At 65.6% G+C, this 15,866-nt stretch carries 14 protein-coding genes and 1 pseudogene; 12 read left to right on the forward strand and 3 right to left on the reverse strand.

Annotated features, from left to right (window positions below):
* The 5 genes and pseudogenes from WS46_RS36795 to WS46_RS34460 all read left to right on the forward strand — a co-directional run.
* Window positions 1–562, forward strand: a 562-nt coding sequence (locus tag WS46_RS36795) for a colicin E3/pyocin S6 family cytotoxin (RefSeq protein ID WP_179949182.1), incomplete at its 5' end; no start/stop codon positions are given.
* Window positions 559–813 (forward strand): hypothetical protein, encoded by a 255-nt coding sequence (locus tag WS46_RS35615; protein ID WP_156443178.1) that lies wholly within the window; start codon window positions 559–561, stop codon window positions 811–813. The genes WS46_RS36795 and WS46_RS35615, both read left to right, overlap by 4 nt.
* A gap of 560 nt (window positions 814–1,373) precedes the next feature.
* Window positions 1,374–1,661 carry a hypothetical protein gene (locus tag WS46_RS35620; protein WP_179949183.1) on the forward strand — a complete coding sequence of 96 codons (288 nt, stop codon included), beginning with the start codon at window positions 1,374–1,376 and terminating at the stop codon, window positions 1,659–1,661.
* Between the two features lie 121 nt (window positions 1,662–1,782).
* Window positions 1,783–2,562, forward strand: a complete 780-nt coding sequence (locus WS46_RS36930) for an RHS repeat-associated core domain-containing protein (RefSeq protein ID WP_059692015.1) — start codon at window positions 1,783–1,785, stop codon at window positions 2,560–2,562.
* 4 nt (window positions 2,563–2,566) lie between these two features.
* Window positions 2,567–2,861, forward strand: a pseudogene (locus WS46_RS34460) (integrase core domain-containing protein); the annotation flags it as partial.
* Window positions 2,862–2,920: 59 nt separating this feature from the next.
* Here the strand turns inward: WS46_RS34460 and betA are convergent.
* From betA to betI, 3 genes are read right to left on the reverse strand one after another with little or no spacing between them, the layout of a single operon-like run.
* Window positions 2,921–4,621 carry a choline dehydrogenase gene (betA, locus tag WS46_RS24400; protein ID WP_059692016.1) on the reverse strand — a complete coding sequence of 567 codons (1,701 nt, stop codon included), beginning with the start codon at window positions 4,619–4,621 and terminating at the stop codon, window positions 2,921–2,923.
* A gap of 22 nt (window positions 4,622–4,643) precedes the next feature.
* Entirely contained in the window at window positions 4,644–6,113 is a 1,470-nt protein-coding gene (betB, locus tag WS46_RS24405; protein WP_059692017.1) for a betaine-aldehyde dehydrogenase, read from the reverse strand.
* Between the two features lie 32 nt (window positions 6,114–6,145).
* Window positions 6,146–6,730, reverse strand: a complete 585-nt coding sequence (gene betI, locus WS46_RS24410; protein ID WP_059534154.1) for a transcriptional regulator BetI — start codon at window positions 6,728–6,730, stop codon at window positions 6,146–6,148.
* Between the two features lie 719 nt (window positions 6,731–7,449).
* Between betI and WS46_RS24415 the strand changes: the two genes are divergently transcribed.
* From WS46_RS24415 to WS46_RS24445, 7 genes are all read left to right on the forward strand, one after another.
* The gene (locus WS46_RS24415) at window positions 7,450–8,352 is read left to right on the forward strand and encodes an alpha/beta fold hydrolase (protein WP_059692018.1); all 903 of its coding nucleotides are present in this window, start codon (window positions 7,450–7,452) and stop codon (window positions 8,350–8,352) included.
* Window positions 8,353–8,419: 67 nt separating this feature from the next.
* Window positions 8,420–8,989, forward strand: coding sequence for an isoprenylcysteine carboxylmethyltransferase family protein (locus WS46_RS24420; protein ID WP_059692019.1), 570 nt, complete (start codon window positions 8,420–8,422; stop codon window positions 8,987–8,989).
* Window positions 8,990–9,006: 17 nt separating this feature from the next.
* The gene (locus WS46_RS24425) at window positions 9,007–10,290 is read left to right on the forward strand and encodes a glycosyltransferase (protein ID WP_059692020.1); all 1,284 of its coding nucleotides are present in this window, start codon (window positions 9,007–9,009) and stop codon (window positions 10,288–10,290) included.
* The gene (locus WS46_RS24430; protein ID WP_059692021.1) at window positions 10,287–11,873 is read left to right on the forward strand and encodes a DHA2 family efflux MFS transporter permease subunit; all 1,587 of its coding nucleotides are present in this window, start codon (window positions 10,287–10,289) and stop codon (window positions 11,871–11,873) included. Before WS46_RS24425 ends, WS46_RS24430 begins: the two co-directional genes overlap by 4 nt.
* 10 nt (window positions 11,874–11,883) lie before the next feature.
* Window positions 11,884–12,822 carry a glycosyltransferase family 2 protein gene (locus WS46_RS24435; RefSeq protein ID WP_059692022.1) on the forward strand — a complete coding sequence of 313 codons (939 nt, stop codon included), beginning with the start codon at window positions 11,884–11,886 and terminating at the stop codon, window positions 12,820–12,822.
* Between the two features lie 8 nt (window positions 12,823–12,830).
* Complete coding sequence (locus WS46_RS24440; RefSeq protein ID WP_059692023.1) at window positions 12,831–14,633, forward strand: efflux transporter outer membrane subunit; 1,803 nt, start codon at window positions 12,831–12,833, stop codon at window positions 14,631–14,633.
* A complete protein-coding gene (locus WS46_RS24445; protein WP_059692024.1) occupies window positions 14,633–15,823 on the forward strand; it encodes an efflux RND transporter periplasmic adaptor subunit in 1,191 nt (396 codons plus the stop codon). Before WS46_RS24440 ends, WS46_RS24445 begins: the two co-directional genes overlap by 1 nt.
* Window positions 15,824–15,866 lie beyond the last annotated feature (43 nt).

Genomic DNA, 15,866 nt, shown 5'->3' on the forward strand with positions numbered 1-15,866 from the left:
CGGCACGCCGCAGGAGTTGACGGACGAGGCGGGTGAGCTGGCGTGGTCGGCACGCTATCAGGCGTGGGGTGAAGCGCGGGAGGTGATCAGCGAGGCGGCGCGCAAGGCCGGGATCGCGAATCCGCTGCGGTTTGCGGGGCAGTACTTTGATCGCGAGACGGGGCTGCATTACAACCGGCATCGGTACTACGATCCGGGTAGTGGGCGGTTCGTTAGCAAGGACCCGATTGGGCTTGCGGGTGGAATTAACGTCTACCAGTACGCGCCGAATCCGATCGAGTGGATCGATCCGCTTGGATTGAGCAAGTACATTCCTGCGCCATCGAGTTTGCCCGGCTTCCCGGATGCCGTGCGCGTAAAACCGAAGACGCCGGTGCAAGGTGGCGGCGGATTACGAAAGCGTTGGAAGCGAGCAAACGGATGCATTTGCGAGTGGGACTCTCAGCACGGCGAGGTTGAAATGTACAACAAGCGAGGAAAGCACATGGGTGCATTTGATCCCGAGACGGGCGAAGCTATATCTGGCAAGGGAGTTGACCCAGCAAGGACGATTGAGCCATGAGTGAGGAAAACGTATATCGCTATATTTCTGTTTTTGAAAAGGATGGCGATGCGCATGTGAGGGATATTTCTTTTTCAAGCGCACCCACTCTTAATTTGCTTCAGAAGATATTTTTGGATGGTGCTGATGATCCAATGTGTGATGAGTATGCTATAGATGCTAATAAGGCGCTACAACTCGCACCCTTCGTGAAGGAGGAATTTGATCTGAAGAGGTTTGAATATTTTCTTTCTTGCGATAGTTGCGCGTAGAAGTCGATCCAGTCAGGGCCGATGAAGTGATCTTTGCTGTATAACAGGTATCGGTACTACGATCCGAACTCGGGCGGTTCATTGGCAAGGACCCGATTGGCTCGCTCGCGGAAGCAACGTTTTCCAGTACGCGCCGAATCCGATAAGCTGGATTGATCCTCTGGGCCTGACGTCTAAAACGCCTCCGGCTTGTGGATGCTTGGATTGGTCAAGGGCCAATCCAAGGACAGGAGAAACCGCACCTGAGTATGTGATGCGACATGGAGAGGAAATACCTAATAGGCAAGTCCCACACGGCGTTTTTACTGACGATCCGATTGCAACAACCAATGCGGCATGGGATAAGGCAGTTCAACAAAGGGTTTCTCCAACCGTGGGGCCAAACGGTAACTTGGTTTATGACATTCCTTATCCGGAAGTGGGTTTGCAGGGAGGGATTCCAGGGGCTGCGGCGGGACATCCGATACTGGATAGCGTTCGAATCGTGACTAGCCCGGACGGGGCGAATAAGGTGGTCACGTCGTTTCCTAAGTGAGGATTTTGTGGAAGAAAGATATTACGTGGTAGCAGCATATGATGCCGGGTTTGGGCATGGCGATGAGCTGCATTTGATTAAGTTGTCTGATGGTCGTGTTATAGGGTATTCGTCGGAGTTTGATAGCTGTACGGCTGATATGGCTGATGCATGTATGGGGGAAAGTGCCTCTCATGCCAATTGGCTTGGCTGGGATGAGGCGTGGCAGTGGCGAGCGGCGACACTCGAAGAAATCAAGGCGTTAAAGTTGGATAAATATCTGATAGGTTCAAAAAAAGATATGAAACTCAACACACCCATTGAACCACTCTGACGAACTAAGGGCCACGTGAGCGGCTCTTGATGTTAGCGGGGTTGCTGGCAATCCGCTCAGATGGTGATGTGCCGATGCGAAACGGCGTCGGCTGAAGCAGGAGCACGGCTATGGGCTGACGTTGTACGGCTGGGACGGCGATACGCTGGCGTATGAGACGTCGTGGGACAAGCGCGAGACGACACACTATGTGTATGAGCCGGGAAGCTTCACGCCGCTGTTGCGCGTGACGGGGCCGGCGGTGCTGGGGGATGGGGAGAACGAAGCGCCGGATCTCACGTCGCTGGCGTACTACCATTGTGACCAGATCGGCACGCCGCAGGAGTTGACGGACGAGGCGGGTGAGCTGGCGTGGTCGGCACGCTATCAGGCGTGGGGTGAAGCGCGGGAGGTGATCAGCGAGGCGGCGCGCAAGGCTGGCATCGCGAATCCGCTGCGGTTTGCGCGGCAGTACTTTGATCGTGAGACGGGGCTGCATTACAACCGGCATCGGTACTACGATCCGGGTAGTGGGCGGTTCGTTAGCAAGGACCCGATTGGGCTCGCGGGTGGGGACAACGTCTACCAGTACGCGCCGAACCCGATAAGTTGGATTGATCCTCTGGGCCTGACGTCTAAAACGCCTCCGGCTTGTGGATGCTTGGATTGGTCAAGGGCCAATCCAAGGACAGGAGAAACCGCACCTGAGTATGTGATGCGACATGGAGAGGACATGCCAAATAGGCAAGTCCCACGCGGCGTTTTTACTGACGATCCGATTGCAACAACCAATGCGGCATGGGATAAGGCAGTTCAACAAAGGGGTTTCTCCAACCGCGGGGCCAACGGTAACCTGGTTTATGACATTCCTTCTCCAGAAGTGGGTTTGCAGAGGGAATTCCAGGGGCTGCAGCGGGCCTGAGGCTGAGGACGCGATCGACGAGCGAATTGAAGAATGGCGGTTTGACTACAATTGGCGCCCGCCCGCACACCTCACTTGGTAGCAAGACGACCGTCGATCGAATAGCGGAACTGGGTGAAGACACACTTCTCTCGGAAGCGGTGGAAAGTGCGTATGACGGGAGGAAAGAGAGAATTCGACACCGCGAATGGCGGGTCGACAAGATCCTCGGTGAACATCATTGGTGAGCGTTGGAACCCGTGTCTCCTACCGGTGCCACGGGTCCCGACGCCCCAAAGAAACGGCCTTCAAGTAAGTGAAACGATGTCTGCGAATTGCACGTACAGAGCGCAAAGACAAGGTCGTGCACTCGTCCCCGTCAAACCGTCTCCGGCTGCCTCACCGCCTTCGCGATATTGCGCGCCATCGCACCGTTCGCGACGAAGTAAGGCACATCCACCCGCGCCAGCGGCGTGCGACCGCGAATCTTGTCGGCGATCTTCTCCGCGATCATGATCGTCGGCGCGTTCAGGTTGCCGGTCGTGATGATCGGCATGATCGATGCGTCGACCACGCGCAACCCTTCGAGCCCGTGCACGCGGCCTTCCTCGTCGACCACGGCCATGTCGTCGTAACCCATCTTGCACGAGCACGACGGATGGAACGCGGTTTCCGCGCGGGCCCGCACGAACGCGTCGAGTTCCTTGTCGGTCTTGCAGTCGGCACCCGGGTTCAGCTCGCGGCCGCGATAGCGGTCGAGCGCGGGCTGCCGCATGATCTCGCGCGTCGCGCGGATCGCATCGCGGAACTCGCGCCAGTCGAGCGATTCGGCCATGTAGTTGAACAGGATGCTCGGGTGATCGTTCGGATCGCGCGAGCGCAGTTTCACGCGGCCGCGGCTCGGCGAACGCATCGAGCCGACGTGCGCCTGGAAGCCGTGCATCTCGATCGCGTTCGAGCCGTTGTAGTTGATCGCGACGGGCAGGAAGTGATACTGGATGTTCGGCCACAGATCGTCGTCGCGCGTGCGGATGAAGCCGCCCGCCTCGAAGTGGTTGGTCGCACCGAGGCCGGTGCCGTTCAGCATCCATTCGAGGCCGATCTTCGGCTGGTTCCACCACTTGAGCGCCGGATACAGCGACACCGGCTCCTTGCACTCGTACTGGATGTACATCTCCAGGTGATCCTGCAGGTTCTGGCCGACGCCGGGCAGATCAAGCACGACGGGGATGTCGAGTTCCTTCAGCCACGCGCCGGGGCCGACGCCCGAGCGCTGCAGCAACTGCGGCGACGCGATCGCGCCGCTGCACACGAGCACTTCGCGGCGCGCATGCGCGGTCGCGCGCTCGCTGCCGCGCAGGTACGTGACGCCCGATGCGCGCTTGCCGTCGAACAGGATGCGGTCGGCGAGCGCATGCGTGACGATCTCGAGGTTCGGCCGCACCTTCGCCTGGTCGAGGTAGCCGCGCGCGGTGCTCGCGCGGCGGCCCTTCGGCGTGACGGTGCGGTCCATCGGGCCGAAGCCTTCCTGCTGATAGCCGTTCAGGTCGTCGGTGCGCGGATAGCCGGCCTGCACGCCCGCATCGACCATCGCCTCGAACAGCGGGTTCACGCCCGGCTTGCTGGTCGTGACCGACACGGGGCCGTCGCCGCCGTGATAGTCGTTCGGGCCGACGTCGCGCGTCTCGGCCTTCTTGAAGTACGGCAGGCAGTCGAGATACGTCCAGTTCTCGAGCCCCTTGTGCGTCGACCAGTTGTCGTAGTCGAGCGCGTTGCCGCGGATGTAGCACATCCCGTTGATCAGCGACGAGCCGCCGAGCCCCTTGCCGCGGCCGCATTCCATCCGGCGGTTGTCCATGTGCGGCTCGGGGTCGGTCTCGTAGGCCCAGTTGTAGCGACGGCCCTGCAGCGGATAGGCGAGTGCCGCCGGCATCTGCGTACGGAAGTCGAAGCGGTAGTCGGGGCCGCCCGCTTCGAGCAGCAGCACCGTGACGTTCGGATCTTCCGTCAGGCGCGTCGCGAGCACGTTGCCCGCGGAACCGGCGCCGCAGATGATGTAGTCGTATTCGCGTGTCGTCATGACGGTGTATCTCCTGTCGTTCTCAAAACACCGGGTTGTAGCGGCCGAGCTCGACCTGAACCGATTTGATTCGAGTGTAGTGTTCGAGCGTCGTGATGCCGTTCTCGCGTCCGACACCGGATTGCTTGTATCCGCCAACCGGCATCTCGGCCGGCGATTCGCCCCACGTGTTGATCCAGCAGATGCCGGCTTCGAGGCGGTGGATCGTGCGATGCGCGCGCGACAGGTTCTCGGTCACGACGCCGGCCGCGAGGCCGTAGTGCGTGTCGTTCGCGCGGGCAATCACTTCGTCCTCCGATTCAAAATCGAGGATGCTCATCACCGGCCCGAAAATTTCTTCGCGGACGATCTTCATGTCGTCGCGGCAGTCGCCGAACACGGTCGGCGCGACGTACTGGCCGTTGCCGAAGTGGCCGTCGGTCAGGCGCGTGCCGCCCGCGAGCAGCTTCGCGCCCTCGGCCTTGCCGCTCTCGATGAAGCCGAGCACCTTGTCGAGCTGCGCGGCCGACACGAGCGGGCCGAAGTTGGTGTCGGCATCGGTCGGCTTGCCGACGCGAATGCGCTTCACGCGTTCGAGCACCTTCTGCGTGAATGCATCCTTGACCGAGCTGTGCACGAACACGCGCGTGCCGTTGGTGCAGACCTGGCCCGAGCTGAAGAAGTTGGCGGTGACCGCGATGTCGGCGGCGCGGTCGAGGTCGGCATCGTCGAACACGATCAGCGGCGACTTGCCGCCGAGCTCCATCGTCACTTCCTTCAGCGACGATGCGCCAGCGAGCGACATCACCTTCTTGCCGGTCTCGACGCCGCCGGTGAACGACACCTTCGCGATGTCCGGATGGCCCGTCAGCAGCGCGCCGACCGAACCGTCGCCCTGCACGACGTTGAACACGCCGGCCGGCACGCCGGCTTCCGTATAGATTTCAGCGAGCTTCAGCGCGGTGAGCGGCGTGACTTCGCTCGGCTTGAACACCATCGCATTGCCGGCCGCGAGCGCGGGCGCCGTCTTCCAGCATGCGATCTGGATCGGGTAGTTCCATGCACCGATACCCGCGCACACGCCGAGCGGCTCGCGGCGCGTATAGACGAACGACTCGGCGCGCAGCGGCACCTGCAGCCCCTCGATCGCGGTCGCGAGGCCCGCGTAGTACTCGATCACGTCCGCACCGGTGACGATGTCGACCGCGAGCGTCTCGCCGATCGGCTTGCCGGTGTCGCGCGTCTCGATCGCCGCGAGTTCGTCGTTGCGTTCGCGCAGCAGGTCGACCGCGCGGCGCAGGATCCGCGAGCGCTGCATCGCGGTCATCGCGGCCCATTCACGCTGGCCTTCCTGCGCCGATGCGACCGCGCGGTCGACGTCGGCCGCGCTCGCCTGCTGCACCTGCGCGAGCAGTTCGCCCGTGGCGGGATCGAAGGTATCGAAAGTCTTGCCGCTGGTGGCGTCGACGTAACCGCCGCCGATGTAGAGGCGCTGCAAACCGTATACGGACATGAGGATCTCCTTGAGGGCGACTGCGCGACGCGTCAGTCCGACGCGAGCAGCAGGTCGATGTAATTGTGGGCGAGCTTCAGTGCAGCCCGTGTGTCGATGGGGCCGCCGGCGAGCGCGCCGCGCAGCCACAGGCCGTCGATCAGCGCGGCGAGGCCGCTGGCGGCTTCCCGCGCCTTCGCGCGCGGCAACGCCTTCGCGAATTCCGCGCACAGATTCGAATGGAGGCGCCGCGTGTTGACGTGCTGCAGGCGCTTGAGCATCGCGTCGTGCATGCTCTGCGACCAGAACGCGAGCCAGGTCTTCATCACGGGCGCGCTGACCTGCGTGTCGTCGAAGTTCGCGGCGACGATCGCGCGCAGCCGGGAACGCGGGTCCTTGCGTGCCGCGACGCGGCGGCGCGTGGTGGCCGCCCACAGATCGCGCAGCACGTGCCGCATCGTGGCTTCGAGCAGGCCGTCCTTGTCGCCGAAGTAATGGCTGACGATACCCGTCGAGATGTTCGCGCGCTGCGCGACCGATGCGAGTGTCGTGCCGGGCAGGCCGGCCTCGTCGATCGAGCGCAGCGTCGCGTCGATCAACTGCGCGCGACGAATCTCCCGCATTCCGACTTTCGGCATCGCGACTCCCTTCGCCCGGACGGGCCGTTCCTGGAAGTCGAGAGCTTAGCGGTTTTTTATTGAACGTTCAATCAACAAAAAATCGGGGTCGGACGGGAAATCGTGTGATCGGCTTGAGGGGCAGATACCGCTGCGATGATTGTGCAGGTGCGGAAAAACGAATTGAAAGGAGGTTAAATAAATTGAAGTTTGTTTAAAGCGATTTCCGAAGAGATGACGCAATGGTTGGGAAAGTTTCCCGATTCGATTTATTACACGTCGAAAGAATGTCGAGCTATGTGAGATTTTCGAAAATCAGAAAATTCTGATCTCGCATACCGTCATAGGGAATTTCCTGGAATTCGTTTCAATCAATCGATTTAAACTGCATATCGCATTGAATTTAAAGGGAATATGATGGATTTTAGATCGTTCGTCGGCTTGGCTGCAAACGATTGCTGTCAACCCGCGATCGATTCCGTCTACCATAAAAAATGACAAAAATATTTGAATCTGGCGTATTTCCAGATGAAGTAGAGGGGATCGTTGGAATGACTTGAGTAAGTAATATTGCCCGTATTAGTATGGCGCCGAACCAAAAGGAATTAATCGACGCCGCGGGTTTTCCCGCGGTGCGTCGGCAATGGGCGCGGCCAACGACCGCGACAGGGCCGGTGCCCGCCATTGCGCACCTGCAGCATGCCGCGACGCCGAGACGCCGCATCCACCGGAGAACGACGATGCCGACCGAAAAACACGTGGTCCCGCTACCGAATGGTCTGAAGGTCTACGTCGAACGGAACGTGTTCGATCCGTCGTTCGACACGGCGATGCTCGTCAACGGCGCGCTCGCAACGACCGCATCGTTCGGGCAGACCGTCCAGTATCTCGGCGAGCGGATGAACACGATCTGCTTCGACCTGCCGTATGCGGGGCAGTCGCGCCAGCACAACCCCGGCTGCTTCATCCTGACCAAGGACGACGAGGCCGCGATCCTCCAGCATCTGGTCGAGCGCTTCGCGCCGGCGTTCCTCGTATCGGTGTCGTGGGGCGGCGTCGCGTCGCTGTTCGCGCTCGCGCGCGGCTGCCCGAGCGTGCGGCGCGCGGCGATCTGCTCGTTCTCGCCGTTCCTGAACGACGCGATGGTCGACTACGTGACGCGCGCACGCGACCACATCGCCGCGGGCGAGAACCTGAAGGCCGCGCAGTTGCTGAACGATACGGTCGGCCGCTACCTGCCGCGCATCATGAAGCTGTACAACTACCGCTATCTGACGCGCCTGCCGCGCGACGAGCAGGACCAGGTCGCGTTCCACGTCGACCAGATCCTGTCGCTGCAGCCGGAGCGCTACCTGAGCGAGTTCTCGAACATCGGCTGCGAGCTGCTGTTCCTGAACGGCGAGCGCGACGAATATACGACGCCGGCCGATGTCCGCCAGCTCGCCGCGCACGTGCCCCGCGCGCGCTTCGCGACGATTCCCGACGCCGGCCATTTCCTCGACATCGAAGGCCGCGCGCAGCGCGAAACCACGCGCACGGCGCTGCTCGACTTCTTCTGCGACACGCCACCCGTCGCCGCGGGCATCGCGCTCGGCGCCGCGCACGCATGTGTGTCCGCGCCGATGCCGGCGCTGTCGTCATGACGCAGCACGTCGCGCACCGGGCACACCGGGTGCATCCGAATTCTCTTCCACACGAGGCAGGCCAGCCGTGAATATCGTTCAGACCATCGCCATCGTCGTTCCCTGGGCCGCGTGGCTCGCCTATTGGATCATGACGTCGCAGGCCGTGAAGACGACCGTGCGCAAGGAGGCGTCGCGCTCGCGCACGCTGCAGTCGATTCCGCTGATCGTCGGCGGCGCGCTGATCATCCTGCCCGATCCGTCGTGGCAGGCACTCGTGCCCGACTGGCAGCGCTTCGGCCTGCAGGCGCAATGCGGGCTCGCGGTGCTTGTCGCGGGGCTGCTGTTCTCCGTGTGGGCGCGGCTGCATCTCGGCACGAACTGGAGCGTGTCCGTCACGCTGAAGGAAAACCACGAACTCGTCCGCACCGGCCCGTACGGCCTCGTGCGCCATCCGATCTACACCGGCTGCCTGATCGCGCTGGTCGGCGCCGCGCTGATCGGCGGCGAGTGGCGCGGCGCGCTCGGCGTCGCGCTCGTGTTCGCATCGCTCGCGTACAAGGTGCGCGTCGAGGAGAGCTGGCTCACCGGTCATTTCGGGCCGGCGTACACGCAGTATCGCCGCGAGGTCGCGGCGCTGATCCCCGGCTTCTACTGACCCCCGCGAGGCGCGCGATGGCGAAGGTGATCGTGACCGCGATCGGCTCGGCGGGCGACGTGCATCCGCTGCTCGGCGTCGCGCGTGCGCTCGCGCTGCGCGGCCACGACGTCGTGTTCTGCACGCATCCGCCGTTCGCGGCGGCCGCGCGCCGCTGCGGCTTCACGTTCGTGCCGGTCGGCACGAGGGCCGAGTACGAGGCCGCGATGGCGAACCCGGCGCTGTGGAATCCGCGCACGTCGTTCCGCACGCTGTGGCAGGTGATCGCGCCGGTGCTGCGCCCGCATTACGACACGCTGCGCGCGCTGACCGATCGCGACACCGTGCTGGTCGGCACGTTGTGGGCGTTTTCCGCGCGCTTCATGCAGGAGTTGCACGGCACGCCGTATGTGTCGGTGCAGGTGTCGCCGTCGACGCTGCTGTCCGCGCACGTGCCGCCGACGCATCCGCGCCTGACGATTCCCGCGCGCTGGCCGCTGCCGGTGAAGGCGGCGCTGATGACGCTGATCGAGCGACAGGTGCTCGACCGCGTGTGCGGGCCGGCGCTCAACGCGGTGCGCCGAGACCTCGGGCTTGCGCCCGCGCGGCGCGTGCTCGGACGCTGGCTGCATTCGACCGACGGCGTGCTGTGCCTGTTTCCCGACTGGTTCGCCCCGGCGCAGCGCGACTGGCCTGCTGGCGTTCTGCAAAGCGGCTTTCCGTTGTTCAACGACATCGCGACACCCGACGACGATCGCGCGCTCGACGCGTTTCTTGCCGCCGGCGAGCCGTCCGTGGTCTTCACTGCAGGGTCGACGCTGGTCGATCACGCCGCATATGCGCGCGCGGTCGCGGGCGCGCTGCATGCCACCGGCGCGCGCGGCATCCTGCTGAGCCCGCACGATGCGGCACCGGACGGCGACCGGCTGCTGGTGCGCCGCTTCGTGCCGATGCGCACGCTGCTGCCGCGTTGTCGCGCGCTCGTGCATCACGGCGGGATCGGCACCGCGGCGCTCGCATTCGAAGCAGGAATTCCGCAGGTCGTGACACCGTTCGCGCACGACCAGTTCGACAACGCGCAGCGCGTCGCGGCCAGCGGCGCCGGCGTGCGCGTCGACGGTGCGGTCGACGGCGTGCGTCTCGGTGCGGCGCTCGCGCGCGTGCTGGATGAACCCGAATTCTCCGTGCATGCCGAACGCACGCGTGCGCTGATCCACGCGGCGCCGGACGGCTGCGAAACGGCTGCCGATTACATCGAGCGCTTCGCGCCGAGCCACGAGCGCGCGATCTCGCGGCCCGTTGTCGCGATGGCGGGCACATGAGCACGGCATCGCCGCCTCGGGACACACCCGCCGCCTTCGACGCGAGCGAACCCGCATCAGCTGCGTCGCCGGTGCGCGGCGCGCGGCTCGCGCTGCTGACGTTCGCGCTGTCGCTCGCGACCTTCATCGAAGTGCTCGACTCGACCGTCACCAACGTCGCGGTGCCCGCGATCTCGGGCAGTCTCGGCGTCTCGAACAGCCAGGGCACGTGGGTGATCAGTTCGTATTCGGTCGCGGCCGCGATCGCGGTGCCGCTGACCGGCTGGCTCGCGCGGCGCGTCGGCGAGCTGCGGTTGTTCGTCGGCGCGGTGCTGCTGTTCACGCTGACGTCGCTGCTGTGCGGCCTCGCGCGCGACCTGCACGTGCTGGTGGTCTGCCGTGCGCTCCAGGGGCTGTGCTCGGGGCCGATGGTGCCGTTGTCGCAGACGATCCTGCTGCGCACGTTCCCGCCGGACAAGCGCACCGTCGCGCTCGCGCTATGGGCGATGACGGTGCTGCTCGCGCCGATCTTCGGGCCGGTGGTCGGCGGCTGGATCGTCGACAGCTTCTCGTGGCCGTGGATCTTCCTGATCAATTTGCCGATCGGGCTGTTCTCGTTCGCGGTCTGCACCGCGATGCTGCGCCCCGACGCGCAGCGCGGCGCGGCCGGCCCGATCGACGTGCCGGGCATCGTGCTGCTCGTGATCGGCGTCGGTTCGCTGCAGGCGATGCTCGATCTCGGCCACGACAAGGGCTGGTTCGATTCGCCGCTGATCGTTACGCTCGCGGTGGTCGCGGGGCTCGCGATCGTGTCGCTGCTGATCTGGGAGGCCGGCGAGGCCCATCCGGTCGTCGACCTGAGCCTGTTTCGCGATCGCACGTTCTCGTTCTGCGTCCTGATCATCTCGCTCGGCATGATGAGTTTCTCGGTGGTGGGCGTCGTGTTCCCGCTGTGGATGCAGGCGGTGATGGGCTACAACGCGTTCCACGCGGGGCTCGCCACCGCGTCGCTCGGCGTGCTCGCGCTCGTGTTCTCGATTCTCGTCGGCCTGCACGCGCACCGCTTCGACGCGCGCGTGCTCGCGACCTTCGGCTTCCTCGTGTTCGCGGCCGTGCTCGCATGGGACGCGCATTTCACGCTGAAGATGACGTTCGCGCAGATCGCCGCGCCCGGGCTGATCCAGGGGATCGGGCTGCCGTGTTTCTTCATTCCGCTGACCGCCGCGACGCTGTCGCGCATTCCGGACGACCGGCTCGCGGCCGCGTCGAGCCTGTCGAACTTCCTGCGCACGCTGTCGGCCGCATTCGGCACCGCGATGAGCGTGACGCTGTGGGACAACCGTGCGACCTATCACTACGACGTCGTGTCGCAATCGGTCACGCACGCATCGGCGAACACGCAGCGCTTCGTGCACACGCTGAACGCGATGGGCGTGGACGGCGTGCGCGAGCTATCCACGCTGCACCAGGTCGTGATGCAGCAGGCGTACATGATGGCGACGGGCGACATGTTCTGGATGGCGAGCATGACCTGCCTCGTGCTCGCCGCGATGATGTGGCTCACGCGGCCGAAGCGCGGCGCGGCGGCTTCATTCGGACATTGAGGAGAGCGACATGACGACACTCGGCGCACTCGTGATCCTGTATCACCCGACCGACGCGCAGCTCGCGGCGCTCGGCGCGTGGCGGCATGCGTGCGATGCGCTGCTCGTCGTCGACAACACGCCGCAGCCGGACGCACGCGCAAGCGAAGCATGCGCACGCGACGGCATCGCGCTGCTGCATCACGGCAATCGCGGCGGAATCGCGGGCGCGTACAACGCGGGGCTCGCGGCGCTGTTTCGCGACAACGTCGATGCGGTCGCGTTGTTCGACCAGGATTCGTCGGTGCCGGCCGATTACTTCGCGACGATGCGCGACGCCTGCGCGGGGCTCGCGGGGCGTGCGTTCCTCGCCGGCCCGCGCATCTTCGACGAGAACGCGCGCAGCTTCCTGCCCGAGCTGGCGACCAACGGGATCGCATTGCGCCGGCTGCGCGTCGATCCCGACGCGCAGTTGCAGCGCTGCGCGTTCCTGATCTCGTCGGGCTGCGTCGTGTCGCGCGCCGCGTTCGACGTGCTCGGCCGCTTCGACGAGACGCTGTTCATCGATCACGTCGACACCGAGTACAGCTTCCGTGCGCTCGCGCGCAACGTGCCGCTCTACGTCGTGCCGTCGCTGGTGCTGCCGCACCGGATCGGCGCGAAACGGCGTCACGTGTTCGGCCCGTTCGAAATGACGTCGATGAATCACTCGTGGCAACGGCGCTACTACAGCGCGCGCAATGCGGTGCAGCTCGGGATGCAGTACGGGCTGCGCTTTCCGGTGGCGATCGTGCCGAACCTGCTGACCGTGTGGCAGGTCGTGCAGATCGCGCTCGTCGAGCGCGACAAGCGCGACAAGCTCGCCGGCATCCTGTTCGGTATCGCGGACGGCCTGTTCGGCCGGCTCGGTCCGCTCGAGCGCACGCGGCCGCGTCTGGCCGCACGGGCGCAGCGCGTCCAGCAAGGGTGAGGGAAGCGATGCGGCGTGTGAAAGAAAATGCGGCAGAGCGGGCGCGTAGCGTGAAGGGCGGTGCGTTGATCGGAGCCGCGGCGGTGGCGATGGCATTGGGCGGATGCGTGCCGACGGGCTTCCTGCCGTCGCTGTCGTTGCACGCGCCGGCCGACGATGCGCTCGCGCGCACGGCCGGCCCCGGCGTGGACGGTGCATGGCCCGCACCCGACTGGGTGAAGCAGCTGCAGGACCCGCAGCTCGACGCGCTGGTCGCCGAGGCATCGCAAAACAACCCCGACCTGCAGGTCGCGCAGGCGCGGCTGCGGATCGCGCAGGCGCAGCTTCAGCAGTTCGATTCGTTGACGGGGCTGACGGGCACGGCCGGCGCAACGGTCAGCCGCGCGCGGATGCCGAAGCCGGGCGACGACGTCGCCAACGTGTCGGTCGGCGGCTATCGCGTGCCGGTCGAGATATTTGGCGATCCGAACGTATCGCCGTCGTCGGTGTTCGTCGGGCTCAACTACCAGCTCGACCTGTGGGGCAAGAACCGCGCGGCGACGAAGAGCCTGATGTCGCTGCGTGAAGCGGCGCGGGTCGAGGCCGAGCAGGTGCGGCTCACGCTGGCGGTCGCGATCGTCACCGTGTACTGCCAGCTCGACCAGGCGTACGCGACGCAGGATCTGCTGCAGCAGAAGCTGAAGGTCAGTCAGCGCGTGACGACCGTGCTGCGCGAGCGTACCGCGCGCGGGCTCGACAACGCGTACGACGCGAGCGACGCATCGATCAAGCGCAGCAAGCTGCTCGCGCAGATCGCGCTGAACGACGAGCAGATCAAGCTCGCGCAACTGCAGCTCGGTGTGCTGTCGGGCCGCGGCCCGGAGCGCGGGCTCGCGCTGCAGCGGCCACGCGTCGGCGCATTGGCCGGCGGCGCGCTGCCCGCGCGGCTGCCGGCGGATCTGCTGGGCCGTCGGCCCGACATCGTCGCCGCGCGGCTGCGTGTCGAAGCCGCGTTCGCGAATGCCGATTCGACGCGCGCGCAGTTCTATCCGGACGTGAACCTCGTCGCGCTCGGCGGCGTGTTCGCGCTGACGCCCGCGTCGCTGTTCTCGCGCGACGCGCTCGGCGCGTCCGTCGGCCCGGCGATCTCGCTGCCGGTGTTCGATCGCGGCCGGCTGAAGGCGAAGCTCGGCGCGGACGTCGCGCAGGCCGACGTCGCGATCGGGCTGTACAACAAGACCGTCGACGACGCGCTTGGTCAGGTCGCGCAGATCGTCACGTCTCTTCGTACGTCGCAGACGCTCGTCGCGCAGCAGCAGGATGCGGTCGCGGCCGCGCAAAAGATCGTGGAGATTGCGACCGACCGTCACCGGCGCGGTGTGCTGATGCAGAAGGACGTGGATGTCGCGGATCTCACGCTGATCGACGAGCGCGCGCAGATGATCGCGTTGCTTGGCCGGCAGCGGACGCTGCGTGTCGGATTGATCGGCGCGCTGGGCGGCGGGTTCGACGCGGGCGCGACGGTTGCGCAGGCGCCGACCGGGCATCGGGCGCGTGGCGGGGCGGCGAAGCGTGGCCCTTCGCCCGCCGCCGCGACCGCGAGCCAGTCGGTGCCGGGGCCGTCGGCCGATGCGCGTGCGCAGAGCGTGGCCGCCCCGCAGGTCGTCGCTGCATCGAATGCGGCGGCCGCACGACGCGACGACGCAGCGCACACGCCGGCCATCGGCGCCACTCCTCGCGGCGCTCCCGTTTCCTCTCGCACGGCGGCGGCGAATCCAGCGCCGATCCCCCTGTTCCAGCATGACCGCCTGATCGTTACGCAAAGCGACTGATGCACCACGACAACCTTCATACCGCCGCGCAGCCGGCTGCCCTGAACGATCCCGCACTCGACGCGCGCCGGGCGACGCGCCGCAAGCGCTTCATGCTGTTTTTCGCGGTCGTGCTGCTGGCCGCGCTCGTCTGGATCGCGTTCTGGCTGTTGCGCGACCGCTATGACGAAGACACCGACGACGCGTATGTCGCGGGCAGCATCGTGCAGGTAGCCGCGCAGATTCCGGGTGCGGTGACCGACGTGCTGGTCGCCGATACGCAGGCCGTGCGCGCCGGGCAGACGCTGGCGAGGCTCGACGACACCGAGGCGTCCGTCGCGTTCGCGCAGGCGAAGGCGCAACTCGTGCAGGCCGTGCGGCAGGTCGCGAACGCGAAGATTTCGAACACGATGTACGTCGAAGCCGTGAACGCGCGCCAGGCCGACCTGTCGCTCGCGCAGCGCGCGCTCGCCGCGCGTTCGGGCGCGTCGGTCGAGATCGTCGCGCCGGAGGAACTGGCGCGCGCGCGCGCGGCGGTCGCCGGCGCGCAGGCCAATCTCGCGGCCGCACGGGCGCAGCTCGATGCGGCGCGCGCGCTCGGCACCAGATTGCCCGTCGACGAAAGCCCGTCCGTCGTGCAGGCGGCCGCGCAGTTCAAGCTCGCGTACCGGAACCTGAAGCGCACGACGATCGTCGCGCCGGTCGACGGCACGATCGGCCAGCGTTCGGTGCAGGTCGGCCAGCAGGTCGGGCCCGGCGTGCCGCTGATGTCGATCGTGCAACTCAATCAGTTGTGGATCGAGGCAAATTTCAAGGAAGGGCAGATTCGCCACATGCGCATCGGGCAGCCGGTCGAGGTCGTGTCGGATCTCTACGGCTCGCGCGTGACCTATCGCGGCCGCGTGCAGGGCTTCTCGGCCGGCACCGGCAGCGCGTTCTCGATGCTGCCGTCGCAGAACGCGGCCGGCAACTGGATCAAGGTCGTGCAGCGCGTGCCGGTCGTGATCGCGATCGATCCCCGCGACCTGGCCGCGCATCCGCTGCGGGTCGGGCTGTCGATGCGCGCGACGGTCGATACGCGCAACCGCGACGGCCATGCGCTCGACAGCGAGCCGCCGACGCCGGCCGTCAGCACGCGCGTGCACGACGGATTGGCGAGCGACGCGGAAGCGGCGGCCGCCGCGATCATCCGCGAGAATCAGGGCGGCTAATGCGCGCCCACCGGCGCGCCCGACCGGCCTGGGCGCGCGCTCC

The sequence above is a fragment of the Burkholderia sp. RF4-BP95 genome (assembly GCF_001521985.1).
In the GTDB taxonomy this organism is placed as follows: domain Bacteria; phylum Pseudomonadota; class Gammaproteobacteria; order Burkholderiales; family Burkholderiaceae; genus Burkholderia; species Burkholderia diffusa.